Origin of the sequence: Cryptosporangium minutisporangium, from assembly GCF_039536245.1 — a bacterium.
In the GTDB taxonomy this organism is placed as follows: Bacteria; Actinomycetota; Actinomycetes; order Mycobacteriales; family Cryptosporangiaceae; genus Cryptosporangium; species Cryptosporangium minutisporangium.
Genome location: NZ_BAAAYN010000006.1, coordinates 177,776 through 202,724 on the forward strand (window position 1 = coordinate 177,776; position 24,949 = coordinate 202,724).

Sequence of the window (24,949 nt, forward strand, 5' to 3'; positions counted from 1 at the left end):
GCAGTGGACGACATCGAACCGCAGACCGCGAACGCCAAGGTGCTCTGGCACTTCACCATGTCCCTGGACGGGTTCGTGGCCGGGCCGAACCACGAGATGGACTGGATGATGACCGGGATCTCGCCCCAGCCGGGCCTGATCGACGACTACCTCAGGACCACCGGCGCGGTCCTGGGCGGCCGGCGCGGCTGGGATCACTTCCCGGACCCGAGCGCCGTCTACGGCGGCGCCTGGACGGGACCCATCTTCGTGCTCACCCATCACCCCGAGGACGCCGAGCCCGCCGACGGCGTCACCTTTCTCAACTGTGACGTGGCCGAGGCGGTTCGGATCGCGCTGGCCGCGGCCGGCGGCGGGAACGTCGAGGTGTTGTCGCCGACGATCGGTGGCCAGCTTCTCGAACGTGGGCTGCTCGACGAGATCAACCTGCACATCGCGCCCGTGTTGCTCGGCGACGGCATCAGGCTCCTGGACCTCCCCGGTGGCCGGCCGCACTACCTCCACCGGGTCGGTGCAGGCGACCCCACGGCCGAGCTGAGCGTGCGGTACCGGCCAGTCGAGCGGTAGCCACGAACGCGCCGATCGAGCGTCTTCCTTCGCCTGGGCCGCGGTCCCGGAACTAGTCATCGCGGGTGCGCCGATCCCGGGGGCGGGTTTCGCGACGCTGACTGACGCTGACTCACCTGGTCGCTGCCGCGATCGTCGTCCCCGCGATCGGGCGACGACTGCCCGCCTGAACGGGAGCGGACGCCGGCCCTCGGTGCGCTCGTCCGGGCACCGAGGGTGACCGGCTCCCCGGGACGGGGGTCCGGCTCCAGGCGGTGTACGGGGACCGCTTACTCTCCCGTGGTGGACATCGGCATCAAATCGTTGCTGAACCGGGGCGTGCTGGCTGGTTGGCGGTGGCTCGACCAGATCGGCAAGGTCACACCGGGCACCCGAGCCGCGGCGGGGTTCGGCAGCTTCGGAGCGGACTCCACCATCGGTTTCCCGGCGGCGACCCTGATGAACACCGGGGCGATTCACATCGGGACCGGCGTCCGTATCGGGCGTCAGGCGACGCTGTCGGTGGGCTACTGGCCGGACTACCCCGGTGTACCGGAGCGTGGACTGGTGATCGGCGACCGGTGTGTGATCGGCGATCGCTGCGGTCTGGTCGCGCACGAGTCGATCGAGCTGGGCGACGACGTGTGGTTCGGCCAGGACGTGTTCGTCTGCGACGCCAGCCACGGCTACCAGGACCCGGACCTGCCGATCGGTGAACAGTTCGGCACCCACGATCCGGTGCGCATCGGGTCGGGCTCATGGGTCGGCCACGGCGCGATCATCCTCCCCGGGACCACGATCGGGCGGAACGCGGTGGTGGCGGCCGGCTCCGTGGTCCGCGGTGAGGTCGCCGACCACTGCGTAGTCGGTGGCGCCCCCGCCAAGCTGTTGCGACGCCTCAAGCCGGGCGTCGGTTGGGTCGGTCGCCGCGGCGACGTGCGGCCGGTGCGACGCGGACACTTCGGCGTCGAGGAGACGGGGTCCGAGTCGGCCTGACGTCGCAGCCGACGACGTCAACGAGGTCTCGGTTCCGCGGCTCATCGGCGCCGGGCGCAGGCCAGCGGTCAGGGGAGCGCCGCAGTCCGCCGCAATCGCGTCAGAACTCGAAACGCGGCCGGGCGTCGGTGAGCAGCTGCGCCTTCGGGGTCACCGACCAGACCTCGCCCAGTTCGTGCGCGAGCGCCGCCGTCAGCGCCGCGACGTCGTCGGCCGCCGTCTCGTGGAGCGCCTCGACGACGATCAGCGCCGTGGTCGTCGTGTCCTGGACCGCGGAGTAGCCGCTCTGCCGGTTGGTCCACCGGCGGGCGTGGGAACGCCCGACGGCGTCGACGAACGTCACCTCGCCGGCCTGGGGGTGCTCGGTCTCACCGGAGAAGGTCAGGTACTCCTCGTCGCCGTCGGCGTAGCGGACCTCCAGCCACTGCGCGACCTTGCTGGCGTCGATCGCGGCTACCGGTATGGCGTAGGCGAGCGAGAGCGCATTGCACAGGTCGACCAGCGGGTGGATTCTGGGCAGCGCCCCCTCCTTCCGGAACCGCCGGAGCAGCGACTCGGCGGCGCAGCGATACTGCGTCGGCTTGAGCCCCAGCCGCGCGTAGGTACGCCGCCAGGCCTGGATCTCGGGCAGTTCCGACTCGGGCCTGACAGCGAGCCGGTTCTGCGCGATCGAGCCGTACCTGACGAGTTGCTGCTCCACCGGCGCGTCCGGCGATATCCCGTCGACGAAGACCGCGCCGGCGGCGAGCGCCGGGTAGTCGGTCCAGATGTCCTTGGCGTGTTGGAAGTACATGACCACCGCCCCACTCTGCCCGCCGGACCGCGCGATCGGGCAGGACCATTCCGTGCCCGAATGACCGGTCCAATCCGGGCCTGGGAAGCAACGAACTCTGCGGATGAAGCATTGCTGCGCCGCAGGGCCTATTTGCGGATGCGGCAGATCCAAGGCGATCCATTCACGCCGCCGTCCTGCCTGTCACCGGTGGCTGACGACATTGACCACCTTGCCGTCTGGGTCGCGGACGAAAAAGCGCCGGACGCCCCACTGTTCGTCGGTGATGGAGTGCACGATCTCTGCCCCCGACGCGCGTACCGCCTCGTAGGCGGCGTCGACGTCATCTACCTCGACGCTGAGGTCCGGGTTTACGGCCGCTGCTGCATCCGTGGTGATGAGAATGACCTGGGCAGTGGAATTGGACGGTGAAACCAAGTTGACCACCCAACCCAGATTCATCTCCTCGCGGAAGCCGAGAAGCTGGTAGAAACTGCTGCTCGCGGCCGGGTCGGTGGTTGTGATGTCGGGCACAGCACGGCGAATCGTCATGGCAGAGTCTGGCATGTGAAGCACCGCTCTGACGGGCGTGGCGGAGCGCTGTCACGAGCACACCCTCGCGTCCTTGCGGGACGAGGCTTTGGGACAGGCTCTAGCGAGAGACGTGACCGGCTTCGTAGGCCCAGATCGCGATCTCGACGCGGTTTCGGACGCCGAGCTTGCGGTGGATGTTCGCGACGTGACCTTTCACGGTTCCTACCGAGAGGCGCAGGTCGTCGGCGATCTCGGCGTTCGAGTGGCCGCTCGCCACCAGCCGGACGACGTCGATCTCCCGGCCGGTGAGTGGGGCCCGCGGCGGACGACCAGGGCCCTTTCCGGGCGAGGTGAGGTGGGCGAGTAGCCGGGCGGTGACCTGCGGGCTGATCAAGGTGTCGCCGGCCACCGCCGCCCGGATCGCCTCGACCATCAGCGTCGGCCCGGACCGCTTGAGCAGGAAGCCGGAGGCTCCGTGCCGCAGGGCGGCGTGGACGTAATCGTCCAGGTCGAAGGTCGTGATCACCACCACCCGGATGGGGCGGTCGACGTCCGGTCCGGCGAGCGCGCGCGTCAACTCGATCCCGTTCAGATGTGGCATCCGAACGTCGGCCAGGACGACGTCGGGCCGCAGATGGCGTGCCAGTTCGAGCGCCGCGGCCCCGTCGGGGGCTTCACCGACGACGGTCATGTCCGGCTGCGCGTCGATGATGAGCCGGAAGGCCGCGCGGACCGCGAACTGGTCGTCGGCGAGCAAGACCCGGATGGCCATCAGCTGCGCCACCCGGACGGCAACGGAAGCGTCGCCGTCACCCGCCACCCGTCGGCGTCGGGCCCGGCCTCGAGTTCGCCCCCGAACTCCTCGACGGCTGCCGACAGATTGGGCAAACCTCGGCCGCCGCGCGCTGCGGTCGGCGGGGGCGGTTCCCTCGGTAGGTCGTTGCGGACCAGCACGGTCAGCCGGTTGCCGCTCCGACGAAGCTCCACGACCGCCAGCGAGGCGGTCGGGGCGTGTCGGCGGACGTTCGTCAACGACTCCGACACCACTCGATAGGCGAGGGCGCCGACGGCGTCGGGGACAATCCCGTCCAGGCCGGCAGCGACGGAAAGGTGCGCGCGAACCGTTCCGGCGGCGTCGAAGCGGGCCACCAGCGCGGGAAGGTCGCCGAGCGCGGGCGAGTCGGCGCGCTCCAGCAGGTGCACCGTGCGATCCATCGCGGCGAGGGCGCGTTGCCCGGCCTCGTCGATGCGACGGAACAACACCGCCGCCTGCGCCGGATCGCGGTCGCCCACGACCGATCCGGCCTGCGCGCTGGCGACCATCTCGCTGATGTCGTGGGCCACGTAGTCGTGCAGGTCCCTCGCCACCTGACGACGTTGTGCGTCGGCCGCCCGCGCCGCGGCGTCGGCTCTCCGCTGGTCCTGACGCCGGAGGTGGACACCGATCAGCGCGGGCACCACCGCGATCATCGTCCAGAGCGCGCAGGCACCCACCCCACTCAGCCACGTCGCGGGAGTGATCAGCCGGAGGACTTGGACGCCGTTCGCGAGTACGGCGCCGGCCCCGCTGACCGCCGCCTGCCCCACCGGCGCTCGTCGGACGACCACGACGGCGAGTACGGCGAAGGCCAGGTACTCCACCATCGCCGGGAGCAGCGCGGCGTCCCAGCGTGCGGCCGTGCCTGCGTCGGGCCGCGGATAGATCGCGGTCACTGCGATCGAGAGCATCGCAGCGGGCAGCACCGCCGCGTACGTACGGCGAATCAGGGCCACGGCGATCCACGCGGCCACCGCCGACAGCACTCCGATCCAGATCGCCACGGGTCCGAAGCCTAGGACGTGTGCCGCCGTCCTGCCCCCGCCGAAAGGCAGAGCGGCTCGGGCACCACCACGTCGGAACAGATCCTTCGACAGGCGCGCCCCGCGGCCTCCTCCGCCGACGCTCGAAGCTGCCTCTTCGAAGGGTGTGCCGATGATGATTACCGACCGGACGACTCTCCCGCCCCTGTCGGCCGCGGCCTGGTCGCTCTGCTACGGAGCGTTCGGCCTGTGGTGGGCCGCCGGTGGTGCCGGCTTTCCCTACGGGCCCTCCGACCGAGCCGCCCGGATGGGCGCCGTACTCGTCGGCGTCCCAGCGCGTTTCACCGGCGTCGTCGTCGCGTTCCTCGGGCTGACCGGAGCGCTCGTCGGCTTCGCGCTGGCAGCTCGGTACCGCCACACCGGCCACGGCGGTACGGCGCTCCGCGCGCTCGCCGCCTGCCTCGGCGGTGTGCTGCTTCTCGTCGTCCCGGACGGACGTCTCCTGCTGGCGCTGGGCGAACTGATGGTGCTGCACCCCGAGCGAGTAGAAGCAGCGGCGGCACATCAAGCCTTCTGCGCGGCCGGGGGCGCCTTGCTGCTCTGGGCGGCCAGGCCCTCGGGAGGCCGCCGCCACCGTGTTCTCGGCCCGGTGTCCGCGCGGCGGGAACGCCGGTTCTGCTACCTCGCGGCCGCGCTACCCCTTCTCTACGCGGGCCCACGACTGCTCTGGGCGCTCGGTTGGACGGTCGGTCTCGACGCCGCGACCACCGAGATGGTGACCAGCCCGACCGGACGAACCCGCGAACTGGTGTTCGCCGGTGCGGCGGCGGCCGGTGGCCTGTTGACGCTGGGACTGACCCAGCGCTGGGGCACGCGGATTCCCGGTGCGGTGCCCTGGCTCGGCGGACGCCGGGTGCCCATCCCGCTGGCCACCGTCCCCGCAGGCGTGGTCGCGCTGGCGTTGATCGGGGCCGGAGCGACGATGTGGCGAGCGCTCGCCGGTGCCCTTCTCGGATCGTCCCCGAGCGAGGACGCGCTGAGCGCCGCGAACTGGGGCGCCTGGCTGGGCAACCTCGCGTGGCTGCCGTGGGGCATTGCGCTGGCGGTAGCCGTCAGGCACTACCGACGACGCCGGATCACCGATCGCAGAGAAGGCGGGTCGGGTCAGCCCGTGAGCACCCCGGAGGTGTCGACCGCGGTGCTGGCCAGCAGCTTCAACGCGTCCTCCGATCGCACGTCGCGTGGGGTGTAGATCTCGAGGCGGTGGTCCGGGCTGTCGGGTTGGAGCCAGACCTGGTAGTCGACGTCGAGTACCCCGATCGTCGGGTGCTGCAGGTTCATCGTGCCGGTGGTGCAGTCGGCGACGTCGCCGGTGGCCCACAGAGCGGCGAACTCATCGCTGTGCATGGTCAGCTCGCCGATCAGCTCCGCGAGGCGGGCGTCGTCCGGGTAACGACCGGACGTCAGCCGCAGGTACGCCACCTGGATCCGGGCGAGCTCGTCCCAGTTGCGGTGCAGGTCGCGGTGGAGCGGGTCGAGGAAGAACATCCGGGGGATCGACGGGCGGGTGGCGGGATCGGTCGGTGCCTCGAGGTCCAGGTGCTCGGCGAAGAGGAGGTGGCCCGTTCGGTTCCAGGCCAGTACGTCGCCGCGGCGGCCGAGCACGAGCGCCGGGATGTTCTCGCCCAGCGACGTCAGGAGGGTGAGGACTCGGGGGTCGGGCTGTTCGGACCGTGGCCTGGTCAGACGGGGTGCCGTGGGGCGGCGGGCCAGGTTGTGCAGATGAGCCGTCTCGGTCGCGTCCAGGCCCAGCACCCGCGCGAGGGCATCCAGGACGTGGGCCGATGCGGTGCCCGCTTGGTCCTGTTCCAGGCGCGTGTAGTAGCCGGCGCTGACTCCGGCCAGCTGAGCCAGCTCCTCCCGCCGCAGGCCCGGCACGCGCCGGGTCGCACCGTAGGTACGCAGGCCGACGTCCGCCGGGGTGATGCGGTCGCGTCGGGATTTGAGGAACACGCCGAGGCTCTCGGTCCGCATGCGTTCGATCGTAGGCAGACACCGGGCCCGCCTGCCTGCACCTGGCGGGGGTACCCACGGGAGGTGTCTGGCTGCCTGTCCGTCCCGGCCGCACGGTCGGAGCATGAACGAGACGCACGCTCCCTCCACCACCGCGCACCACCCGCCCGCGAGCCGGCCGGCTCCGGCGCGGGCGGATCGGCGGGCCTGGTTCGGCCTGCTCATCGTGCTCGGCCCGGTGTTGCTCGTGGCGATGGACGGTTCGGTTCTGTACCTGGCGATGCCGCGGGTGACCTCGACGTTGAACCCGAGCGCGGATCAGGCCCTCTGGATCCTGGACGTGTACGGGTTCGTGGTCGGCTCGCTGCTGATCGCGTTCGGGAACCTCGGCGACCGCTACGGGCGTCTGCGCCTGCTGCTGATCGGCGTGGTCGTCTTCGGCATCGGCTCGGCCGGTGCGGCGTTCGCGCCGAGCCCGGAGGCTCTGATCGGGTTCCGGGCTCTCATGGGTCTCGGCGGGGCCACCCTGCTGCCCTCCGGGCTGGCGGTGCTCAGCGAGCTCTTCCCCGACGCCAGGCAGCGGGCGCAGGCGATCGGGATCTTCGCGGCGACGTTCGCGGCCGGCTTCGCCGTGGCGCCGATCGTCGGCGGCCTGCTGCTCAGCCAGTTCTGGTGGGGCTCGGTGTTCCTGATCAACCTGCCGGTGGTGGCCGCCGTCCTCGTCTTCGCCCCGGTCGTCCTGCGCGAGGTGCGCACCACCCGCGCCGGGACCGTCGACGTGCTCAGCGTGGTCCTGTCCGCCGGCGGTCTGCTGCTGGCTGTCTACGCGCTCAAGGACGCCGCAGCGCACGGTCTGTCGGTGGCTTCGCTGGCCGCCGGTCTCGCCGGCGTCGTCGTGCTCTGGTGGTTCGTGCGTCGCCAGCACACCTTGGAGCACCCGCTGGTCGACTTCTCCCTGTTCCGCGAGCGAGTATTCGCGGTGGCGATCGTCACCGGCGCGCTCTCCCTGGTCGCGTGGGCCGCCGCCGCGTATCTCACCGGCATCTACCTGCAGTCCGTTCTCGACCTACCGGTACTGACTGCTGCCCTGCTGGCCCTCCCCGGGGCTGCGGTGCTCACCGCCTCCTGCGTCGTCACACCCGCGGTGGTCCAGCGGATCGGCAAGCGTGCCGCCCTGGTCACCTGCCACTTCGCGATGGCGGCCGGCCTCTCCCTGCTGCTGTTCACCCGGGTCACCGGGGGAGTCGGCTGGTTCATCGCCTCCACGGTGGTCGCCGGCGTCGGATACGGGCTCTCGTTCAGCCTGGTCGCCGAGACCGCCGTGGCCGCGGTACCGCCGAGCCGGGCGGGCTCGGCCGCCGCGCTCGCCGAGACCTCCAACGAGATCGGCAACGCTCTCGGCATCGCTCTGCTCGGTTCGCTGGCAGCCGTCGTCTTCCGCCTCCTCGGCCCCGAGGTCGCCGCGACCCTGGACGCGACGCTGCACACCCCCGCGGTCAGTGGCGCCGCGGCGGAGCAGGCCCGTGAGGCGTTCCTGACGGGGATGCACGTCGCGGTCGCCGCCGCCGCTCTCGCCTGCGCGGTGCTGGGAGGACTCGCCGCACGGTGGATCCCCGCGCAGCGCCCGTGATCCAGCGTCGGCGCTTCGGAGCGGCGACATCCGGCCTGCGCCGGGGCTGCCGCGCGTAGCGTGGCGGGGAGTGGCCGGCGCAATGCCGAGAGTGGGGAGGCCGCGTCATGACCGCCGAGTTCGGTCAGAACGGCGAAGCCATGTTCGACGCGTTGCTGCACGCGTCCCACCAGTGCCATCCGGAGGACCTGCCGACGCTGGTGGCGAGGCACGCCGCTCCGGTGGGCCTGTACGAGCCGGTCATCTACCTGGTCGACCTGCAGCAGGACGCGCTGGTGTGGCTCCGGCCCCGTGGTGTGGCCGGCGAGCCGCCCGCGGTGCAGCTCCCGGTCGACAGCGGTCCGGGCGGATCGGCCTTCACCGAGCTGGAGGTCCGCGCCGAGGAGCAGGACGGCTCGCGGCTGTGGGTGACGTTGCTGGACGGCACCGAGCGTCTCGGGGTGATGCGGCTGACCGTGGCGTCCGCCGACGACGTGACCGTACGCCGGGCCCGGCGGCTGGCGTCGCTGGTCGCGCTGATGCTGGTCTCGAAGCGCGCGCACAGCGACGCCTACCACCGTGTCGCGCGACTACGGGAGATGTCCGTGTCGGCGGAGGTGCAGTGGAGCCTGCTACCGCCGAACACGTTCGCCACCGACGCCGTGGTGGTCGCCGGCATGCTCGAACCGGCCTACGAAGTCGGCGGTGACCTGTTCGACTGGGCCTTCGACGGGCCGATCCTGCACACGGCCCTCTTCGACGCGGTCGGGCACGACGTGTCTTCCGCGGTGCTGTCCGCCCTGACCTCCGGCGCCTACCGCAACGCGCGCCGACGGGGCCTGGACCTCCCGGCGACCGTGGCCGCGGTCGACGAGGTCCTCCACGAACAGTTCGCCGCGCGACGCCTGACCACCGGCGTGCTCGCCAGGCTGAACACCGACACCGGCTGGCTGGAGTGGGTGCTGGCCGGGCATCCGCCGCCGGTCCTCATCCGCGGCCACGCGCTGCAGCAGCTGCTCGAGTGCCACCCGTGCCTGCCAATGGGCGTCGGCGTGAGCCGCGCGGTCACGGTCGGTCTGGCGCAGCTGGAGCCCGGGGACCGGATCCTCTTCTACACCGACGGGATCACCGAGGCCCGCGACCCGCAGGGCCGGTTCTTCGGACTCGAGCGCCTCGTCGACTTCCTCGTCACCCACGACAAGAACGGCCACGCCGCCCCGGAGACGCTGCGACGCCTCGTCCACGCGCTGCTGGACCACCACAACGATCGTCTCGCCGACGACGCCGGACTCCTGCTCGTCGAGTGGCGTCACGACCCCCGCCTGGCGCAGCCCTGACGAAGCAGGTCGGACCGTCGATCCACGAGTCTCCACATCGGTCGATCAGGATGGCGACCGTCAGTACGATGAGCGGGCCATGGCCGGCCGACTCGAGGAGTGGTAGGTGCCCGACAAGATCGACACGACGACCGCGCACCCGGCCCGCCGCTACGACTACTGGTTGGGCGGGAAGGACCACTTCGCCGTCGACCGAGCCTCCGGCGACGCGATCGCGGAGGCGTTCCCGGCGATCCGTACCTGGGCGATCGAGAACCGGGGCTTCATGCGTCGCGCCGCGGCCTACCTCGCGCGCGAGGCGGGGATCCGGCAGTTCCTCGACATCGGCACCGGCATCCCCACGTCGCCGAACCTGCACGAGGTCGTGCAGGAGATCGCCCCGGAGTCCCGGGTCGCGTACATCGACAACGACCCGCTCGTGCTGGTGCACGCCCGTGCGCTGATGAGCAGCGCCACGCCGCGGGGCGCGGTCGCGTACCTCGAAGCCGACCTGCACGACCCCGACGCGATCCTCGGCTCCGACGAGGTCAAGGACGTCCTCGACCTGAGCCGACCGGTGGCCCTGAGCCTCGTCGCGGTCCTGCACTTCTTCCACGACAACGAGGTCGACGATCCGTACCGGATCGTGCGGACGCTGGTCGACGCGCTGCCCTCCGGTTCGTACCTGGCGATCAGCCACGCCAGCTGGGACTACCTGCCGCCGGCCGTGGCCGAGCGGCTCCAGCACGCGCAGCGCGGCGAGGTCCAGCCGCGGAGCAAGGCCGAGTTCGAGCAGTTCTTCACCGGCCTGGAGCTCGTGGAGCCGGGGATCAGCCTGGTGTCGGAGTGGAGGGACGACCGCAGCGAGCAGCCGGACCCCTCCGACGTGTCGTGCTACGGCGCGGTGGCTCGGATCCCGTAGGAGCAGCCGGGCTCAGGCGAGGGAGAAGGCCTCCCGCGGCGGCACTCCTTCCTCCAGCGCCTTCTCGACGTCCTGCCCGGGCGGCATGCGTCGGATCCAGAACCACCCGAGGGCGGTGGTGAACGCTACGCACACGGTGAGGAACGCGAACAGATACGACGGGCCGACCTCGATGAGCAGCGGCGTGCCCAGCGCGACGAGAGCGGCCAGGACCCGGGTGAAGAACGTGGTCACGCCTTGGGCGCTGGCGCGCAGCAGCGTGGGGAACAGCTCTTGGGACCAGATCTTCCACATCGGCTCGCCCGCGAACGCCCCACCGACCCCGCTCAGCGCCTGCCACGCCACCAACGTCACCAGCGACGGACCGAACACGAGCGGCAGCAGCTGCGCGACGACGTAGAGGACCCCGCCCACGAGGAAGAACGTCATCCGGTTCGGTGACTCGATGATGCGCATGAACCCCAGCGCGGACAGGAACGAGATCCCGAGCACGATCAGCCCGAGAGTCCCCGCCGTGCTCACCGACACCCCGGCGACGTCGGTGTAGAGCAGCGTCGCGAATTGCCCGCCGGTGTTCGCGGAGAGGTTCACGATTCCGTAGAACAGGGCGAGCGCGACCAGCGGGAGGACGAACGGTCGGCGCACCAGCTCGTTGCCGGCGTCCAGCTGGTGACCCTCGGCGTCCTGCGGTGGCGCGGAGCGGGCCCGTTCCCGCTCGGCGGCCCACTCCTTCGACTCCGGCATCCGGGACCGCAGGACGAGGACAACGAGGGCGAGTACCAGCAGGTGCAGCCACATGATCCGGGCACCGATCGTGCCGAGGTTCCCGACCAGGGCCTGCAGGGCGAGCACCGTGCCGATCGCCGTCATCCACAGCACGTGGGAGAACGCGATCAACCGCCCCTTCGCCCCGGGCGGGGCCTCTTCGGCGATCATCGCCAGCGACACCGGAAGATCAGCGCCGATGCTGAACCCGACGAGCACGGTGCCGACGTAGAGCATTAGCACGTTCTGCGCAGCGCCCATCGTGGCGACGCCCACCGCGAGGCCGACCATCGTGACCGTGAAGACGCGTCGGCGGCCGAACCGGTCACCCAGGCGGCCACCGACCAGCGCGCCGACCGCGAACAGGAGAGTGAGCAGCGCGGACAGCACGCCGAGCGTGCCCGCGCCGAACCCGAAGTCGTCCCGGTAGATCACGAACGTCGCGCCGCTGGTGACGATGACGCCCGCGTCGAGGTAGGACGCCATCCCGGCGAGCACCGCGACTTTCCAGGCCTGCCGGGGGATCTGGACCTTGGTTCCCGAGGCGCTCATGGCGGCTCCTTCGACGCTGAGCAGCAGACATCGCTCGGAACATCGTCCGGTGAGCGCTGTGCTGCGGCCTAGCCCGGAGTCAACCCGCGACTAGCACAGGATTCACGGCGGCACTGCTCTGAGCTGTCGGGCGGTGTGGGCGAAGCGGGCGCGGTAGGTCGTGGCGCTCAGGCCGAAGTGGGTGCGGAACCGTCGGGCGAAGTAGTTCGGGTCGGGCCAGCCGACGGCGTCACCGATCTCGCCGACGGTCTCGTCGCTGTGCAGCAGCATCTCGGCCGCGGTCTCGACGCGGCGCCGTGCGAGGTAGGCCATCGGAGGCAGTCCGGTGGACGCCTTGAAGCGCCGCAGCAGGTAGCTGGAGGAGACGTGCAGCTCGGCCGCTAGCTCGGTGAGGGTCCACGGGTGCTGGAGCCGGGACTCCAGGGTCTGGATCGCCTGCGCGACGACCGGATGCGTGGGTCCGCTCGGCTCCGCCGCGTGATCCCGGTCGGCGGCCACGGCGCGGGCGACGTGGCCCAGGACGAGGGTCAGCTCGGCGATGACGTCTCCGCGGTGCAGTCCGAGCGGTTTGAACCGCAGCCGGTCGAGCGCCTCCAAGTGGGCTTCGCAGTCGCGTAACTGCTCCGCGCCCAGGTGGGTCGTGAGCAGCCCGCGTCGTCCCTTCGACAGTGGCGCCGTCCAGAGCAGGTAGCCGAGCAAGGGATCCTCGTGGCTCCACGCCAGCTCTCGGTAGAGCAGTTCGGGGCTGAACCCGCAGTTGTACAGCTCGAGATGCGCGCAGTCGTAGCCGTGCCAGACGCCGGGTCGCAGGAAGAACACGTCTCCGACCTGGATGTCGTGGCGACCGCCGAGGGACAGGTGCGTGCCGCCGCCACCGGTGACGACGGCGATCTCGACGAAGCCGTGGGTGTGCACCTCCATCCGCGCCACGTGCACATGCCGACCCGCGGCGGCGAGCACACCCTCGGTGAAGTGAGCGTGCCCTTCGCGCAGCGTGATGGACAGCTCCGGCATGTGGCGCAGGTTACCGCTCGTGGCCGGCCGCGCGGCCGACCACCGCGCGCTCACGCAGGGGCACCGTTTTACTTTCTAAGATTTCAATCTATGTAAGGATACCGAGGATTCGGTGCCGGAGGGCTCCACCACAGTCAGAGAGGACGCGTGGACCATGGGGAGACGGGCAGTAGTCGCGCTGGGGACGGCGTGCGTCCTGGCGCTCGCGGTAGCGGCGTGCGGCGAGGACAGTGCGGGGGGAGCGGACGAGATCAAACTCGGCGTGCTGGCTCCGTTGAGCGGACCGTCGAGTTCTGCTTTTGCGGCCTACCCCGACGGGGTGGAGGCGCGGCTGGCTGCGTACAAGGAGGACGGCGGTAAGTGCGCCGACAAGACGTTCACGCTCGTCGAGGGTGACGACCAGTCGACCCCGCAGGGCGCGGTGACCGCCGCGCAGAAGCTCGTCCAGCGGGACCGGGTCTACGCGGTCCTCGAGGGCAGCCCGGCCTTCTACGGCGCGGCGCCGTTCATGACCACGACCGGCAAGAAGATACCGGTCTTCGGCGCCGGCTTCGACGGAGCGAAGCAGTGGAAGGACACCACGAACAACCTGCTCCCGGCCAGCATCGTCCCGGAGTACGAGAAGACGTTCACCACCCACGGCGAGTACTTCAAGAGCCAGGGCGGTACCAAGATCGCCGGTGTCTCGTACGACAACCCGGCCGGGCGCGGCGGCATGGAGTACAGCCTTCGGTCGGCGGTAGCGGCCGGGCTCCAACGTGGCTACGTCAACACGACGGTTCCGGTGGGCAGCACCGACGTCGGCGCGATCGTGCTCGGCATCATCGAGTCGCGCTCCGACGTCGTCACGCTGACGCTCAACCCGGACACCTCCTTCGCCGTGGTCGCGGGCCTCCGGCAGGCCGGTTACCAGCCGAAGGCGATCCTGACGGCGACCGGCTACGGCGCGGACCTCCTCGAGTCGGCGCCGGCGGTCCAGGCCGGTCAGGGCGTCTCGTTCTCCACCGGCTGGGCACCGGTGGAGCTGAAGACCCCGGGCGCGTTACGTCTGTCGAAGGCGCTCAAGGACCACGCCGGTTCCGAGTCGGGCATCCCGAGCTTCGCCCAGTCCCTCGGGTGGCTCACCGCGGACCTTCTGCTGCACGGCTTGGACCTCGCCGGGTGCGACGCCACGCAGGAGAAGCTGCTCTCCACCGTGCGGAACGACAAGACGTGGACGGCGGGCGGGTTGTTCGCGCTGCCGCGAGACTTCACGACGACCTCGGCGGACAAGCTCTGCCTGTACTTCCTGAAGCTCACCGGGAAAGCCTTCGTCCCGGACCAGAAGGCCTCACCGCTGTGCGGGTCGGTCGTCCGCAGCTGATCGGTACGACGCCGACCGTCGACGCGTCCCGAGGACGCATCGACGGCCGGCGGTCGATCAGCGGATCCACGGCGTGACGAAGCCGCCGCACCGGAGTCGGAATGCGGCCCCCGACGGGCTGTACGCGTCGATCGCGAAGTACCCCGCCTCGTCCACCTCGGCCCGGACCGGCTCGGCACCGACCGTCTCCACCACGACGTGGGTCGGCCGACCGGCCTCGACCACCACGTACCCACGGAGCGCGTCCGGATCGGACTCCACGTCCACCTCCACCGTCAAACCGGGCGCTTCGAACGCGAGGCTGCGCCGCGCGCCCCGCCCGGACCGGATCAGCGGCACCGAGCCGGCCGCCGCCGAGTCGGAGGTGAGCGTGGCGAGACCCGCGGCGAAATCCCGCCAGGCGAACAGGCTCCGACCTGCCGCCGCCACCGACGGCGGGACGCTCGCCTCCTCAGCCAGCGCTCGGCCGAGTTCGGTCAGCAACTCGTCGTCGGTCCACTCGGTCGACATCCCGGCTCCTCACGCCCCGCCGGTGGGCGCAGCCAGCAGCGCCGCCAGCTCCGGCGCCCGGCGCAGGTCGTCCAGACAGCGGGCCCGGATCGGCCCGATGCTGCCGATCGCGAGACCTAGCTCCGCACTGATCTGGACGTACGACGGCCGAGGCTCGGTGAGCAACAGTCCGAGCAGCCGCCGGCAGCGCTCGCCCAGCTGTCGGAACGCCGCCCGCATCGCCGCCCGTCGCTCGGCGCGCAGTAGTTCGTCATCCAGGTCGTCGAGGTCAGCGCCTGGCTCCACGAGGAGGGGCGCTTCGCGCCGGGCCCGGCCCGACGACACCCGCGCGTGCTGCAGGCACTCGCGGCGTGTCGTCGTGATCAGCCAGCCGGGCAGAGCGGCCGGGGCGGCGAGGCCCGGGAGATGCTCCAGCAGCCGCAACCAGACCACCTGGACGACGTCGTCGGTGTCGGTGGTGGACAGGCCAAAGCCCCGGCAGACCGCCCAGAGCAACGATGCGTACCGGTCGACGATCGCGTTCCACGCGCGCTCATCGCCCGCGAGCGCCGCCTCGACCAACGCCTGCACCGGATGCTCGGTCGGCATCAGACCTCCAGCACGAACGGACGGATGTCCGGCCCTGCTTCCTCGAGCAGCCGGTCCCGCGCGGCGAACGCGTCGATCCGCTCGGTCACGATCAGCCGGGCGATCGCCCCGGTGACGTTCGCGGCGGCGAACGAGCTCCCGGACCACCGCGCGTAGCCGGAGCGGAACGCCGTCGGTGCGGTGTCGGCGGAGAGTGCGACCGCCGGAGGGAACGGGCCGACGACGTCGACGCCGGGGGCGAGCAGGTCCAGCCAGGGCGCCCGCGGAGTGGTCGGCGCGATCTCACCGTCGGTCCCGGCGGCACCGACTGCGGTCACGTCGCCGAACGCAGCCGGGTACACGGCGGCGGGCATCGTGCTCTCGCCGTGGTTGCCGGCCGCCGCGACCAGGACCACCGAACCACTCAGCCGATCCAGCGCTCGACGCAGAGCCAGCGGCGGCGACCCGTCGGTCAGACAACCGAACGACATGTTGAGCACCGAGACGTCGTCGCGGAGGAACGCCAACAGTCGGTTCGCGACCTCCCACGAGGTATTGGCGCCGTCGGGGTGGGGGACGAGGACGGTGCGGCAGACCAGCCGGGCGCTCGGTTCGCGGCGCAGGATCGTGCCGGCGACGATCGTTGCGTGCCCGGGTGCCTTCGTCAGGAACGGCCCCGGACCGATCAGCGGCTGACCGAGATACCGGCCGGCGAGGTCGGGATGGTCGTAGACCCGCGCGTCCGCGACGCCGATCCGCGGTCCGTCCGGGTAACCGGCGCCGACCAGCCGGACGACGGCGGGGGCCGCCTCCTCGGCGGGATCGCCGACCGCGATCTTGACGTGCGGGTTGAGCTCTACGGCACCGATGTCATGGTCCCGGTCGATCACCGGGTTCCACCCGCCGTACGCCGATCGAGCGAGCCCGCGGAGCACGGCGATCAGCACGTCCACGTCCTCCTCCGGCGGCTCCCTGGGAACCAGGGGAGCGGTCGCCGGATCGGTGCGCAGCGACGCGACCGCCTTCTCGACCCCGGTCAGCGACCATCGGACGAGCCCGAGGCCCGACCCGGTGTCGTCCGTCCCGACGACGAGATGGTCGGCAAGAGGAGGGGTGTCCGCGATGAGACGCGCGACGGTGCGCGCGTCACGAAGGTCCACCAGCAACTCGGCCTGATTCATGCTGCCCCCAGGGTTACGCTCGGACGGCTGTATGGCCTACAGAGGAACGTCGTGGCAGCGTGATACAGCGCGTCCCGAGCCGCCCCACCGTTCACCTTGGACCTCGCCGATGCGCTCCACATCATTCGACCAGGCAGTCGACGCCCTGCGTCTGGCCGAAGCGGATCCTGGTCGTTCGGTCGTCGCCGCGACGGCCGTGGCCCGGCGGGCCCGCCGCCAGGGCGAGCACGCCGCCGCGTCGGGGGCCGAGCGCGAGTACGGCATCGCCGCGCTGCACCTGCGGAACACCGACGTCGCGACGCGCCACCTGCGTGCGGCCGTGGTCCTGGGACGCCGGGCCGGAGAGGTCTCGCTGGTGACGGAGGCTCGGCTCCGGCTGGCGGCCGTCCTCAACCTGCGCGGGCGCGTCCGCACGGCGCTCCGGGAGATCGAAGCCGCCGCGGCCGAGGCGACCGGGACCGACCGCGCCCGGGCGCTGGCCCAGCACGGTGCGATCCTGCTCGAGCTCGGCCGGCTCGACGACGCGCGGGGGAGCCTCGATGTCGCGGTGCCCGCGCTGCGTGCCGCCGGTGACCGCATGTGGCTCAAGCGTGCGCTCGCCAACCGCGGCCTGATCAACGGACGCCGCTTCCGGTTCGACGCGGCGGAGGCCGACCTCACCGAGTCGCTGCGGATCAACCGCGCGCTGGGCGTCGACCTGTCGGTCGCCTTCCTCCTGCAGAACCTCGGCTGGGTCGACACCCTCCGCGGGGACGTCCCGCGCGCGCTGCACCGGCTCGACGACGCCGAAGCCCAGCTGCGCAAGCTCGGCGCGCAAGTCGGCCTGCTGCTGGAGGATCGTGCGCTGCTCCTGCTCTCCGCGGGGATGACCGGGGAGGCCAGAGCAACGTCGCAAGCATCGGTCGCTGCGCTGGAGCGTGAGCGCCAGCACGTGGCGCTCCCGCGCGTCCGCGTCCTGCTCGCGCAGGCCGCACTCGCCGAGAGCAGCCCGGACGAAGCCCTGGCCCAGGCCCGGAGGGCGCTCGCGGAATCGGTACGTCAGCGCCGCCCGGAGTGGGCGTCGTTCGCCCGCTACGTCGTCGCCGCCGCACGAGCGGCCGACGCCGGCGAACGCACCCGAATCTCGGTCGCTGCGCTGCAGCGCACGGCCGTCGCCCTGGACGCCGCCGGGTGGCCGGACGTCGCGGTGCACGCGTGGCTCCTCACCGCGGAGTTGGCGTTCGAACGCGGACGCACCGACCGAGGCGTCGCAGCGCTGCGCACCGCGAGCCGGGCCAGGCAGCGGCGTCCGGCCGCCACCCGGACGCTGGGCTGGTACGCCGAGGCCCAGTTGCGGCTACGTCAGGGGCGCCGGCCGGCCGCGCTGCGGGCAGCCCGCGCCGGCCTGCGCGTGCTCGACGAGCACCGGGCCCGCCTCGGGGCAGCGGACCTCCGCGCCCACAGCGCCGCTCAGCGCGGGGCCCTCGCCGGGCTCGGTCTGCGGCTGGCCATCGGCGGTGGCCGTGCGTCCGACGTGTTCGCGTGGGCCGAGCGGGGACGCGCCAGCCATCTCCTCCTGCCCCCGCTCCGTCCGCTCGACGAGGGCGACGACGCAGTCGACCTTGCCGCGCTCCGTGCGGCCGTGGCCGACGTCGATCGGCTCCGGAACGAGGGCGTCGACCCGGCTCCGGCGCTGCGCCGCCAAGAAGCGCTCGAACGCCGGATCCGGGATCGGGCCCGCCGCCGGCCGGGCAGCACGTCCGCCGAGCCGCTGCCGCCGGTGCGCGACGCCACGCTGCGCGCTGCGCTCGCCGGATCGACGCTGGTCGAGTACATCGTGTCGGACGGTGCCCTGGGCGCGGTGGTCGTCGCGCCCGCTCGGACGACGTGGCACGCGCTGGGCCCGGTCGCACCGATCCGCGGGCTCGTCGATCGGCTGCCGTTCGCGGTGCATCGGTTGGCCTCCGGCCGGGCCACGGTGCTGCCGTTGCTGCGGGACGCGGCATCCAGGCTGGACCGGCTGCTGCTGGTACCGCTCGCCGCTCACCTCGGGGACGGCCCGGTCGTGGTCGTACCGACCGGACCGCTGCACTCGTTGCCCTGGTCGTTGCTGCCTTCCTGCGCCGGCCGACCGGTCACGGTGGCGCCCTCCGCGACGCTGTGGCACGCGGCCTCGGCTCCTGTCCGTTCGTCCGCCGCGCCCTCCGACGCCGTCGTCGTCGCCGGGCCCGGCCTGCCCGGGGCGGAGGACGAAGTGGACGCGGTGGCGGCGATCCACCGCACCACGCCCCTGTCCGGTCCCGACGCCCAGGTCGAGACGACGCTCCGGCGGCTGGCCGGCGCCGACGTCGCCCACCTCGCGGCTCACGGCACCATCCACCGGGAGCACCCCCTGTTCTCCTCGGTTCTGCTCGCCGACGGCCCGCTCACCTGCTACGACCTCGAACGGGTGCGCCCGCTGCCCCGTCTGGTCGTGCTCGCCGGCTGTGAGACCGGCCGCCACGGCGTCCCAGCCGGTGACGAGCTGATCGGACTGGCGGCGACGCTGCTGGCACGCGGCACCGTCCAGGTCGTCGCCTCCGTCCTGCCGATCCCCGACGCGGCAACGGCGCCGCTGATGACGTTGTTCCACGAGCGGCTGGCGGCCGGTGCGTCGTCGGCCGTTGCGTTGGCCGAAGCCCAGACCGCAGTCGCGGGCGAGGGCGGACCCGCTCTGGCAGCTGCTGCCGGTTTCGTCTGCATCGGTGGCGAGTTCCGACTGCGGTCGGCGACCGCAGTCCACTGAAAACCGGCATCTGTCTGTATCAGGGGTCCGTCGGCTTCCTCTGGGTCGCGTAACCGGTGAGCGCAGCGCGCACCGGAGCGCAGAGGGGGTGGCCATGCACGTACGCCTGCTGGGGCCGGTCGGGATCGAGACCGCGCAGGCCAGGTTGGTCGTCGGTGGACCGAGAGCCCAGGCGGTGGTCGCCGTCCTGGCGGTGCGGGCCGGCGAGGTGGTGACCGCGGACTGGCTGATCGACCAGATCTGGGGCGCACAGCCACCGCGGTCGGCCCGCGGTTCGCTCCAGGCTTACGTGTCGCGACTCCGAGCGGCCGGCGGCTCATCCACCAAGGTGCTGTTGCCTCCGCATCCGCGCGGCTACCGTCTCGACCCGGCGACGGCCAGGATCGACGCCGGTGACTTCGAACGGCACGCGGCGGCGGCGCTCGTCGCCGCCCGCGCCGGCCGGTGGTGGGAAGCGCTCCGGGCCGCGCAGGACGCCCAGCGCCTGTGGCGGGGGGAGCCGTTCACCGGGATCGACGCCCCGCTCCTGGCGGTCGAGCGGCACCGGCTGGACGAGATCCGCCGGAACAACCGGCTGACCGAGCTGCGTGCCGACCTGGAACTGGCCGGTGCGGCCCAGGTGATCGGGGCGCTGCGGAGCCTCACCACCGACGATCCGTGGGACGAGCGGCCCTGGCAGCTGCTCGTGCTCGCGCTCTACCGCGGTTCCCGCCAGACCGAGGCTCTCCAGACGGCACGACGGGCCCGCCGGATGCTCGCCGAGGAGCACGGCCTCGATCCGACGCCCGCGCTCGTCCGCCTCGAGCAACGCATCCTCGCGCACGATCCGGCGCTGTGGGGCGCCGCAGGAGCGCCCGGACGCGAGCTGGCCGGATGACGCCGGCGGCATCGGACCCGCCGACCGCTGCAACCGCACTGCAAGTCAGGTCGGCGACCGTCGGACCAACGAAAGCGACGAGGGGAACGAACGTGGACCTAGGACGAGCAGACGACGTGATCGGCCGGGCGGCAGCCGGGCCGCTCGGCGACGTGTGCGTCGCGGTTCTCGACGGGCCGGTCGACGTTGCTCATCCCGCGCTGGCCGGCGCCGATCTGCGAGTGATCGAGAGCCTGGTGCCCAACCGGCCGGGTCCAGGGCCGATGTCGGCGCACGGAACGCACGTGGCCAGCCTGATCTTCGGACGCCCGGGCTCACCCGTCCGCGGCATCGCACCGCACAGCCGCGGCCTGATCATCCCGGTGTTCGCCGACGACGGCAGCCCGCTGACGCAATGGGACCTGGCACGCGCGATCGAGATCGCGGTCCGGGAAGGCGCGGACGTGATCAACGTCAGCGGTGGTGAGCGCAGCGCGACCGGCGCGCCGGACGACCTGCTCGCCCGTGCACTGCGGCTCTGCGAGGACAGCGGCGTGCTGGTCGTCGCGGCGACCGGGAACGACGGCCTCGACGCGGTACAAGTTCCGGCGGCGGTTCCGTCGGTGCTCGCGGTCGGCGCCTGTGCCGCCGACGGGAAGCCGCTCCCGACCAACAATTGGGGGGAGCCGTACCGGACCAACGGCGTACTGGCCCCGGGGCACGGGTTGGTCGGCGCCGTGCCCGGGGGCGGCACCGCAGCGCGGTCCGGCAGCAGCTTCGCGGCGCCGGTCGTCACCGGCGCCGCCGCGCTCCTGCTCGCGGCCGCCCGAGGCGCCGGGGCCGACCCGACCCCGGCCGCGATCCGCGACGTCGTCCTGCGCACCGCCGCCGACGCTCCGGCGGACGCCGCCGACCACGCGCGCTATCTAGAGGGCCTCCTCGACCTCGGGGCGGCCTACGAGGCGATCGCCGGGACGCCCGGCCGCCCCGCCGTGAGATCTGTCGAAGGAGATGAGGAATACATGTCGATCACCGATGCCGTCCCGACCGGAGCACCCGCGCCCGAGGCGGCCGCGCCGGCGACGGGAGTCGTCGCGGCCTGCGCCGACGCCGGGGCGCAGGCGACCTGCGGCTGCACGACCGCGGCACCCGGCTACGTCTACGCGATCGGCTCGATCGGCTGGGACTTCGGCACGGAGGCCAGGCGGGACGGCTTCATCCAGCAGATGGACGGGCAGGTCGCCCCGGACGGACGGGAGCTCCCGGGCAACCCGTACGACCCGGCGCAGCTCGCCGCCTACCTCCGGGAGAACCCGTGGGTGTCGGACAAGGTCATCTGGACGGTCACGCTGGAGGGCCGGACGCCGATCTACGCGCTGGAGGCGGAGGTCCCGTTCGGGATGGACTGGGGCGGCCCGCGCCCGCCCGCGGAGAACGGCGAACCGTACGACGTGCCGTTCTACCCGCCGGTCTCGGTCGTCCACAAGACGTTCCGCGACGCGATCCTCGGGCAGACCCTCCGCCCGGACAACGCGGACTACGTGGCCCGGGTGTCGATCCCCGGCACGCTGACCAACCGCACCGTGCGGCTCTTCACCGGACAGCGCGTTCCGGTCGTACAGGTGCACGCCCGCGGCCTCTACACGTGGAACGAGGCCGTCCTCGTCAACAGCCTGGTCGAGCAGATCAACTCCGACCGCGCGACGCGGGACGCCACGCCGGTCGACGAGGCCCGGGTGCGGATGCTGATCCAGGCGTTCCTCGACAAGGTCTACTACCAGTTCCGAAACTTGGGCCAGAGCGGGCCGGACCGGGCGCTGAACTACGCCGCGACCAACGCGTTCGAGCTGACCCAGGCGCTGGCCAACGGCTTCCTGTCCGGTCGTCTCGTCCCGCACAGCCGGAACGAACCCGAACCGCTCTACGCGCTCGACGACATCACGGTGGCCAAGAGCCGCTACGAGCGTCCCGACTCGGAGTCCTACGACGTGACGCTCACGTTCATGGACCCGGAGAACGACCGGCAGGCCCGCGTCGCCTACCTGATCACCGTCGACGTGAGCGACGTCCTGCCGGTCAGCCTCGACTCCCCCCGTCAGTTCATCATCGGCCGTTAGGAGAACACGATGACCAGCCCATCGATCCCGAGGCTGCGACCCCCGTCGCCGGTCCGCGGCGTGACGCGTGAGGGAAGCGCGGCACGCCCCGGGGACGGTCCCGGCGTCCGCGCCGCCGCCGTCGACTGCAGCAAGCTGCGGGGCCTCGCCCGGTCCCTCTGCTACAAGGCGCACTCCGCTCCGACGCTCCCGTTCTGAGCCTCGTTCCCCGTTTCCGTACCGATCCCGAAAGGACACCCCACCATGAGTGCAACCAACAGCTCCCTTCGCCTGCCGCGCCAGACCCGCGGTATCCACCGTGGCCCCGGCAGCACCGCGGCCGCCGCCGGCGGCGTCCAGGCCGCAGGTCTCGTAGCCGACCTGGGCCAAACCTTCGACGACTGGACCGGAACGTTCATCCCGCCCGGCGTCCTCGACACGATCGGCGGCTGGCTCGGCTCGATCTTCAAGTGACCCGCTCGGCCCGTTGATCCCGGTCCGCTGGCCCCGCTCGCTCGAGGAGTGGGGTCGGCGGACCGGGTGCACCCGGAGAGGTACGCATCATGCCACTGAAACTGCCCGTCCAGCGGTCGGTGGACCGCTCGGCCCGGATCGAACCCTTCACGATTCCCGATTTCGACGTGGCGGGCGGCGTCGTCGTGGTCACCGGGCTACGGCTGCTCTACGGACCGTACCCCGGCGACCCCGCCCACCTGCTGCGCCCGCTCTGCCTCGGACGGCCACGATGCTGACGTCCACGCTCTTCGCCGGGGTCGCCGATCTGGCCGCCGTCGCCGCCGGCCAGCGGACGATCCGCGCGGGGGAGTCCTCGGCGTCGGTCGCGCTGATCCAGCAGGCGTTGGTCACTCTCGGATTCGCGCTGCCGAGCGGGGGCGCGGACGGCATCTTCGGCGGTGAGACCGGCACCGTCGTGTCCGCGTTCAAGGTCGACCGTGGACTGTCCCCGGCCGATCCGGTCGTCGGCAAGGGCACGATGGCCCGGCTGGACCGGGAACTCTCGTTCCTCGACGGCGTAGTGGATCCGACCTACGCGACGGACCGGAAGCTGCTCCGCAGCGAACCGTTCACCGCCGGGGTGCTCGATGCCGTCCTGCCCGACCTCGACATCGGGCAGGCGCTCCTGGACACGTTGGAGCTCGGCGACAAGCTCTGCTTCTCGATGTCGATGGCGATCCTGGACGCTCCTCAGGTGGCGAGCTTCGTCGGCCGGTTCGTCGAGCCCAAGATCGAGCAGGATTACTGCAAACAGACCGGGCCCTGCACCGCCGACGACTTCTTCGACACGGTGAACAGCCCGACGCCGTACACGGACTTCCTCCGTGCGCACAACCCGACGATCAGCCCGGCGGTCGTCACTGCGGTCGGCTCCCGGTCGCGGCCGGACATCATCAGCCACCGGCCGGGTGCCACCCCGATGTGGTACGAGATCAAACCGCTCTCGCCCGGCGGGGTCCGGGACGGGCTGGCCAAGGGCATCGCGCTGAAGCAGATCTACAAGGACAACGGGTTCCCCTACAAGCCGGGCACGACCTACCGGCCGAGCAGCGAGATCGAGCTGGGTCACTTCCTCACCCCGCAGGGCGAGGACATCGAGGTGTTCCTCGAGGTGCGACGGCTGTTGCCGGGGTTGCTCTTCTACCGGCTGTGCCTGCGCGGCGACTACGTCCAGTTCCTCAACCGCGTGCGGGTCGTCGCCGGACTGCTCGCGATCCTGGCCGCGCTCGCGCCCGAACTGCTGGCGGCCGGTGCTGCGGCCGAGGAGGTGACCGCGTTCCTCGCGCTGCTCCGCGCGGCGGCCACGGCGCTGGGCCTCGGCAGCCTGCCGTCACTCGTTCCCGTTCCCTGACCCCGACGCGGACGTCACCGGAGCGGCCTCGGTGGCCGGGTCGAGGTTGACGTCGCGCGAGAGCGACTCCCAGCGGGCGAGGTCGTCGAGGATCCCGGTGGCGTGGGTCCGAACGCCGTCGACGGCGTCGTCGCCGAGCGGCAGCCGCAGCGGGGCAGTGGGATCGGAGACTGCGGTGAGGATGGCTGCGGCGGCCTTGGCCGGGTCGCCGGGCTGGGTACCGTCGATGCCCTTGATCATGTTGCGGGTCGCGCCGGCCGTCGCGGCGTAGGCGGGAGAGATCGCCGACTCGTGCAGGGCGCCGCCGGAGAACCCGGTCCGGAAGGCACCGGGCTCGACGATCAACACCCGGACGCCGTGCGGCGCGACCTCACCGGCGAGAGCCTCGGACAGACCCTCCAGGGCGAACTTGGTGGCGCAGTACGCGCCAAAACCGGGGTAGGCGACCTGGCCGCCGAAGCTGGACATCTGCACGATGACGCCGGAACGCTGGCGCCGCATGTGCGGCAGCACGGCCCGGGTCAGCGCCGCCGGTCCGAACACGTGGACGTCGAACAGATCGCGCAGCTCCGCCTCGGTGGTGTCCTCGACCGCGCCGACTTGCCCGCGGCCGGCGTTGTTGACCAGTACGTCGATCCGGCCGTGCCAGGTGAGCACATCGGACACGACGTCGGTGGCGGCCGCGGTGTCGGTGACGTCGAACGCCATCGGAGTGATGCGGTCGGGGTACTGCTCGGCCAGCTCGGTCAGCGTCTCGGTGCGCCGGGCGGTGGCGACGACGACGTCGCCGGCTTCGGCCGCCGCCACAGCGAGCGCGCGGCCGAAGCCGGACGAAGCGCCGGTGATCAACCACACGCGCTGCGTCGACGCCGGGCCGTGGGTGGTGCTCATGGAATCCTCCTGCGG

At 71.8% G+C, this 24,949-nt stretch carries 25 protein-coding genes; 14 read left to right on the top strand and 11 right to left on the bottom strand.

Annotated features, from left to right (window positions below; genetic code table 11):
* Window positions 1-3 precede the first annotated feature (3 nt).
* Window positions 4-567 carry a dihydrofolate reductase family protein gene (locus ABEB28_RS05620; RefSeq protein WP_345726890.1) on the top strand — a complete coding sequence of 188 codons (564 nt, stop codon included), beginning with the start codon at window positions 4-6 and terminating at the stop codon, window positions 565-567.
* 282 nt (window positions 568-849) lie between these two features.
* Complete coding sequence (locus ABEB28_RS05625) at window positions 850-1,542, top strand: acyltransferase (RefSeq protein WP_345726891.1); 693 nt, start codon at window positions 850-852, stop codon at window positions 1,540-1,542.
* A 100-nt stretch (window positions 1,543-1,642) separates the two neighbouring features.
* On the opposite strand, the gene ABEB28_RS05630 is transcribed toward ABEB28_RS05625, so the two are convergent.
* From ABEB28_RS05630 to ABEB28_RS05645, 4 genes are all read right to left on the bottom strand, one after another.
* On the bottom strand, window positions 1,643-2,335 hold the full coding sequence (locus tag ABEB28_RS05630) for a B3/B4 domain-containing protein (protein ID WP_345726892.1): 693 nt from the start codon (window positions 2,333-2,335) through the stop codon (window positions 1,643-1,645).
* Window positions 2,336-2,518: 183 nt separating this feature from the next.
* The gene (locus tag ABEB28_RS05635) at window positions 2,519-2,866 is read right to left on the bottom strand and encodes a VOC family protein (protein WP_345727054.1); all 348 of its coding nucleotides are present in this window, start codon (window positions 2,864-2,866) and stop codon (window positions 2,519-2,521) included.
* Window positions 2,867-2,966: 100 nt separating this feature from the next.
* Entirely contained in the window at window positions 2,967-3,620 is a 654-nt protein-coding gene (locus ABEB28_RS05640; RefSeq protein ID WP_345726893.1) for a response regulator, read from the bottom strand.
* Window positions 3,620-4,669: a sensor histidine kinase gene (locus ABEB28_RS05645; protein ID WP_345726894.1), complete on the bottom strand. Its 1,050-nt coding sequence runs from the start codon at window positions 4,667-4,669 to the stop codon at window positions 3,620-3,622. The genes ABEB28_RS05640 and ABEB28_RS05645 overlap by 1 nt, the downstream gene beginning before the upstream one ends.
* Window positions 4,670-4,820: 151 nt before the next feature.
* On the opposite strand from ABEB28_RS05645, the gene ABEB28_RS05650 reads away from it, so the two are divergent.
* A complete protein-coding gene (locus tag ABEB28_RS05650) occupies window positions 4,821-5,900 on the top strand; it encodes a hypothetical protein (protein ID WP_345726895.1) in 1,080 nt (359 codons plus the stop codon).
* Here ABEB28_RS05650 and ABEB28_RS05655 read toward each other — a convergent pair.
* The gene (locus tag ABEB28_RS05655) at window positions 5,813-6,682 is read right to left on the bottom strand and encodes a helix-turn-helix transcriptional regulator (protein ID WP_345726896.1); all 870 of its coding nucleotides are present in this window, start codon (window positions 6,680-6,682) and stop codon (window positions 5,813-5,815) included. The two genes, ABEB28_RS05650 and ABEB28_RS05655, sit on opposite strands and share 88 nt — an antisense overlap.
* Window positions 6,683-6,785: 103 nt before the next feature.
* On the opposite strand from ABEB28_RS05655, the gene ABEB28_RS05660 reads away from it, so the two are divergent.
* From ABEB28_RS05660 to ABEB28_RS05670, 3 genes are all read left to right on the top strand, one after another.
* Complete coding sequence (locus ABEB28_RS05660; RefSeq protein ID WP_345726897.1) at window positions 6,786-8,291, top strand: MFS transporter; 1,506 nt, start codon at window positions 6,786-6,788, stop codon at window positions 8,289-8,291.
* 107 nt (window positions 8,292-8,398) lie between these two features.
* The gene (locus tag ABEB28_RS05665) at window positions 8,399-9,607 is read left to right on the top strand and encodes a PP2C family protein-serine/threonine phosphatase (RefSeq protein ID WP_345726898.1); all 1,209 of its coding nucleotides are present in this window, start codon (window positions 8,399-8,401) and stop codon (window positions 9,605-9,607) included.
* A 106-nt stretch (window positions 9,608-9,713) separates the two neighbouring features.
* Window positions 9,714-10,508 carry an SAM-dependent methyltransferase gene (locus tag ABEB28_RS05670; RefSeq protein WP_345726899.1) on the top strand — a complete coding sequence of 265 codons (795 nt, stop codon included), beginning with the start codon at window positions 9,714-9,716 and terminating at the stop codon, window positions 10,506-10,508.
* 12 nt (window positions 10,509-10,520) lie between these two features.
* Here ABEB28_RS05670 and ABEB28_RS05675 read toward each other — a convergent pair whose 3' ends face one another.
* Window positions 10,521-11,825: an MFS transporter gene (locus tag ABEB28_RS05675; RefSeq protein ID WP_345726900.1), complete on the bottom strand. Its 1,305-nt coding sequence runs from the start codon at window positions 11,823-11,825 to the stop codon at window positions 10,521-10,523.
* Between the two features lie 102 nt (window positions 11,826-11,927).
* The gene (locus ABEB28_RS05680; protein WP_345726901.1) at window positions 11,928-12,839 is read right to left on the bottom strand and encodes a helix-turn-helix domain-containing protein; all 912 of its coding nucleotides are present in this window, start codon (window positions 12,837-12,839) and stop codon (window positions 11,928-11,930) included.
* A 154-nt stretch (window positions 12,840-12,993) separates the two neighbouring features.
* On the opposite strand from ABEB28_RS05680, the gene ABEB28_RS05685 reads away from it, so the two are divergent.
* Entirely contained in the window at window positions 12,994-14,202 is a 1,209-nt protein-coding gene (locus tag ABEB28_RS05685) for an ABC transporter substrate-binding protein (RefSeq protein WP_345726902.1), read from the top strand.
* Between the two features lie 57 nt (window positions 14,203-14,259).
* On the opposite strand, the gene ABEB28_RS05690 is transcribed toward ABEB28_RS05685, so the two are convergent.
* From ABEB28_RS05690 to ABEB28_RS05700, 3 genes are read right to left on the bottom strand one after another with little or no spacing between them, the layout of a single operon-like run.
* Window positions 14,260-14,712 (bottom strand): hypothetical protein, encoded by a 453-nt coding sequence (locus tag ABEB28_RS05690; RefSeq protein ID WP_345726903.1) that lies wholly within the window; start codon window positions 14,710-14,712, stop codon window positions 14,260-14,262.
* A 9-nt stretch (window positions 14,713-14,721) separates the two neighbouring features.
* Entirely contained in the window at window positions 14,722-15,300 is a 579-nt protein-coding gene (locus ABEB28_RS05695; RefSeq protein ID WP_345726904.1) for an RNA polymerase sigma factor, read from the bottom strand.
* Window positions 15,300-16,460, bottom strand: a complete 1,161-nt coding sequence (locus ABEB28_RS05700; RefSeq protein ID WP_345726905.1) for a S8 family peptidase — start codon at window positions 16,458-16,460, stop codon at window positions 15,300-15,302. Before ABEB28_RS05700 ends, ABEB28_RS05695 begins: the two co-directional genes overlap by 1 nt.
* Before the next feature lie 109 nt (window positions 16,461-16,569).
* Here ABEB28_RS05700 and ABEB28_RS05705 point away from each other — a divergent pair, with 109 nt between their 5' ends.
* The 7 genes from ABEB28_RS05705 (at window position 16,570) to ABEB28_RS05735 (ending at window position 24,043) form a co-directional block, all read left to right on the top strand.
* Entirely contained in the window at window positions 16,570-19,224 is a 2,655-nt protein-coding gene (locus tag ABEB28_RS05705; protein ID WP_345726906.1) for a CHAT domain-containing protein, read from the top strand.
* A gap of 94 nt (window positions 19,225-19,318) precedes the next feature.
* Window positions 19,319-20,101, top strand: coding sequence for an AfsR/SARP family transcriptional regulator (locus ABEB28_RS05710; RefSeq protein ID WP_345726907.1), 783 nt, complete (start codon window positions 19,319-19,321; stop codon window positions 20,099-20,101).
* A gap of 92 nt (window positions 20,102-20,193) precedes the next feature.
* Window positions 20,194-22,197: a S8 family serine peptidase gene (locus ABEB28_RS05715; RefSeq protein WP_345726908.1), complete on the top strand. Its 2,004-nt coding sequence runs from the start codon at window positions 20,194-20,196 to the stop codon at window positions 22,195-22,197.
* Between the two features lie 9 nt (window positions 22,198-22,206).
* Entirely contained in the window at window positions 22,207-22,395 is a 189-nt protein-coding gene (locus ABEB28_RS05720; RefSeq protein WP_345726909.1) for a hypothetical protein, read from the top strand.
* Window positions 22,396-22,440: 45 nt separating this feature from the next.
* Window positions 22,441-22,650 carry a hypothetical protein gene (locus ABEB28_RS05725; protein ID WP_345726910.1) on the top strand — a complete coding sequence of 70 codons (210 nt, stop codon included), beginning with the start codon at window positions 22,441-22,443 and terminating at the stop codon, window positions 22,648-22,650.
* 89 nt (window positions 22,651-22,739) lie between these two features.
* Window positions 22,740-22,928 carry a hypothetical protein gene (locus ABEB28_RS05730; protein WP_345726911.1) on the top strand — a complete coding sequence of 63 codons (189 nt, stop codon included), beginning with the start codon at window positions 22,740-22,742 and terminating at the stop codon, window positions 22,926-22,928.
* Window positions 22,922-24,043 (top strand): peptidoglycan-binding domain-containing protein, encoded by a 1,122-nt coding sequence (locus ABEB28_RS05735; RefSeq protein ID WP_345726912.1) that lies wholly within the window; start codon window positions 22,922-22,924, stop codon window positions 24,041-24,043. The genes ABEB28_RS05730 and ABEB28_RS05735 overlap by 7 nt, the downstream gene beginning before the upstream one ends.
* On the opposite strand, the gene ABEB28_RS05740 is transcribed toward ABEB28_RS05735, so the two are convergent.
* Window positions 24,023-24,934: an oxidoreductase gene (locus ABEB28_RS05740; RefSeq protein ID WP_345726913.1), complete on the bottom strand. Its 912-nt coding sequence runs from the start codon at window positions 24,932-24,934 to the stop codon at window positions 24,023-24,025. The genes ABEB28_RS05735 and ABEB28_RS05740 overlap by 21 nt on opposite strands.
* Window positions 24,935-24,949: the final 15 nt, after the last annotated feature.

Bases quoted from the DNA above. Each gene is read 5' to 3' on its own strand.
- ABEB28_RS05630 (WP_345726892.1), bottom strand. From the start codon at position 2,335: ATGTACTTCCAACACGCCAAGGACATCTGGACCGACTACCCGGCGCTC.
- ABEB28_RS05635 (WP_345727054.1), bottom strand. From the start codon at position 2,866: ATGACGATTCGCCGTGCTGTGCCCGACATCACAACCACCGACCCGGCC.
- ABEB28_RS05640 (WP_345726893.1), bottom strand. From the start codon at position 3,620: ATGGCCATCCGGGTCTTGCTCGCCGACGACCAGTTCGCGGTCCGCGCG.
- ABEB28_RS05650 (WP_345726895.1), top strand. From the start codon at position 4,821: ATGATGATTACCGACCGGACGACTCTCCCGCCCCTGTCGGCCGCGGCC.
- ABEB28_RS05655 (WP_345726896.1), bottom strand. From the start codon at position 6,682: ATGCGGACCGAGAGCCTCGGCGTGTTCCTCAAATCCCGACGCGACCGC.
- ABEB28_RS05660 (WP_345726897.1), top strand. From the start codon at position 6,786: ATGAACGAGACGCACGCTCCCTCCACCACCGCGCACCACCCGCCCGCG.
- ABEB28_RS05665 (WP_345726898.1), top strand. From the start codon at position 8,399: ATGACCGCCGAGTTCGGTCAGAACGGCGAAGCCATGTTCGACGCGTTG.
- ABEB28_RS05675 (WP_345726900.1), bottom strand. From the start codon at position 11,825: ATGAGCGCCTCGGGAACCAAGGTCCAGATCCCCCGGCAGGCCTGGAAA.
- ABEB28_RS05680 (WP_345726901.1), bottom strand. From the start codon at position 12,839: ATGCCGGAGCTGTCCATCACGCTGCGCGAAGGGCACGCTCACTTCACC.
- ABEB28_RS05685 (WP_345726902.1), top strand. From the start codon at position 12,994: ATGGGGAGACGGGCAGTAGTCGCGCTGGGGACGGCGTGCGTCCTGGCG.
- ABEB28_RS05690 (WP_345726903.1), bottom strand. From the start codon at position 14,712: ATGTCGACCGAGTGGACCGACGACGAGTTGCTGACCGAACTCGGCCGA.
- ABEB28_RS05695 (WP_345726904.1), bottom strand. From the start codon at position 15,300: ATGCCGACCGAGCATCCGGTGCAGGCGTTGGTCGAGGCGGCGCTCGCG.
- ABEB28_RS05700 (WP_345726905.1), bottom strand. From the start codon at position 16,460: ATGAATCAGGCCGAGTTGCTGGTGGACCTTCGTGACGCGCGCACCGTC.
- ABEB28_RS05705 (WP_345726906.1), top strand. From the start codon at position 16,570: ATGCGCTCCACATCATTCGACCAGGCAGTCGACGCCCTGCGTCTGGCC.
- ABEB28_RS05710 (WP_345726907.1), top strand. From the start codon at position 19,319: ATGCACGTACGCCTGCTGGGGCCGGTCGGGATCGAGACCGCGCAGGCC.
- ABEB28_RS05720 (WP_345726909.1), top strand. From the start codon at position 22,207: ATGACCAGCCCATCGATCCCGAGGCTGCGACCCCCGTCGCCGGTCCGC.
- ABEB28_RS05725 (WP_345726910.1), top strand. From the start codon at position 22,441: ATGAGTGCAACCAACAGCTCCCTTCGCCTGCCGCGCCAGACCCGCGGT.
- ABEB28_RS05730 (WP_345726911.1), top strand. From the start codon at position 22,740: ATGCCACTGAAACTGCCCGTCCAGCGGTCGGTGGACCGCTCGGCCCGG.
- ABEB28_RS05735 (WP_345726912.1), top strand. From the start codon at position 22,922: ATGCTGACGTCCACGCTCTTCGCCGGGGTCGCCGATCTGGCCGCCGTC.
- ABEB28_RS05740 (WP_345726913.1), bottom strand. From the start codon at position 24,934: ATGAGCACCACCCACGGCCCGGCGTCGACGCAGCGCGTGTGGTTGATC.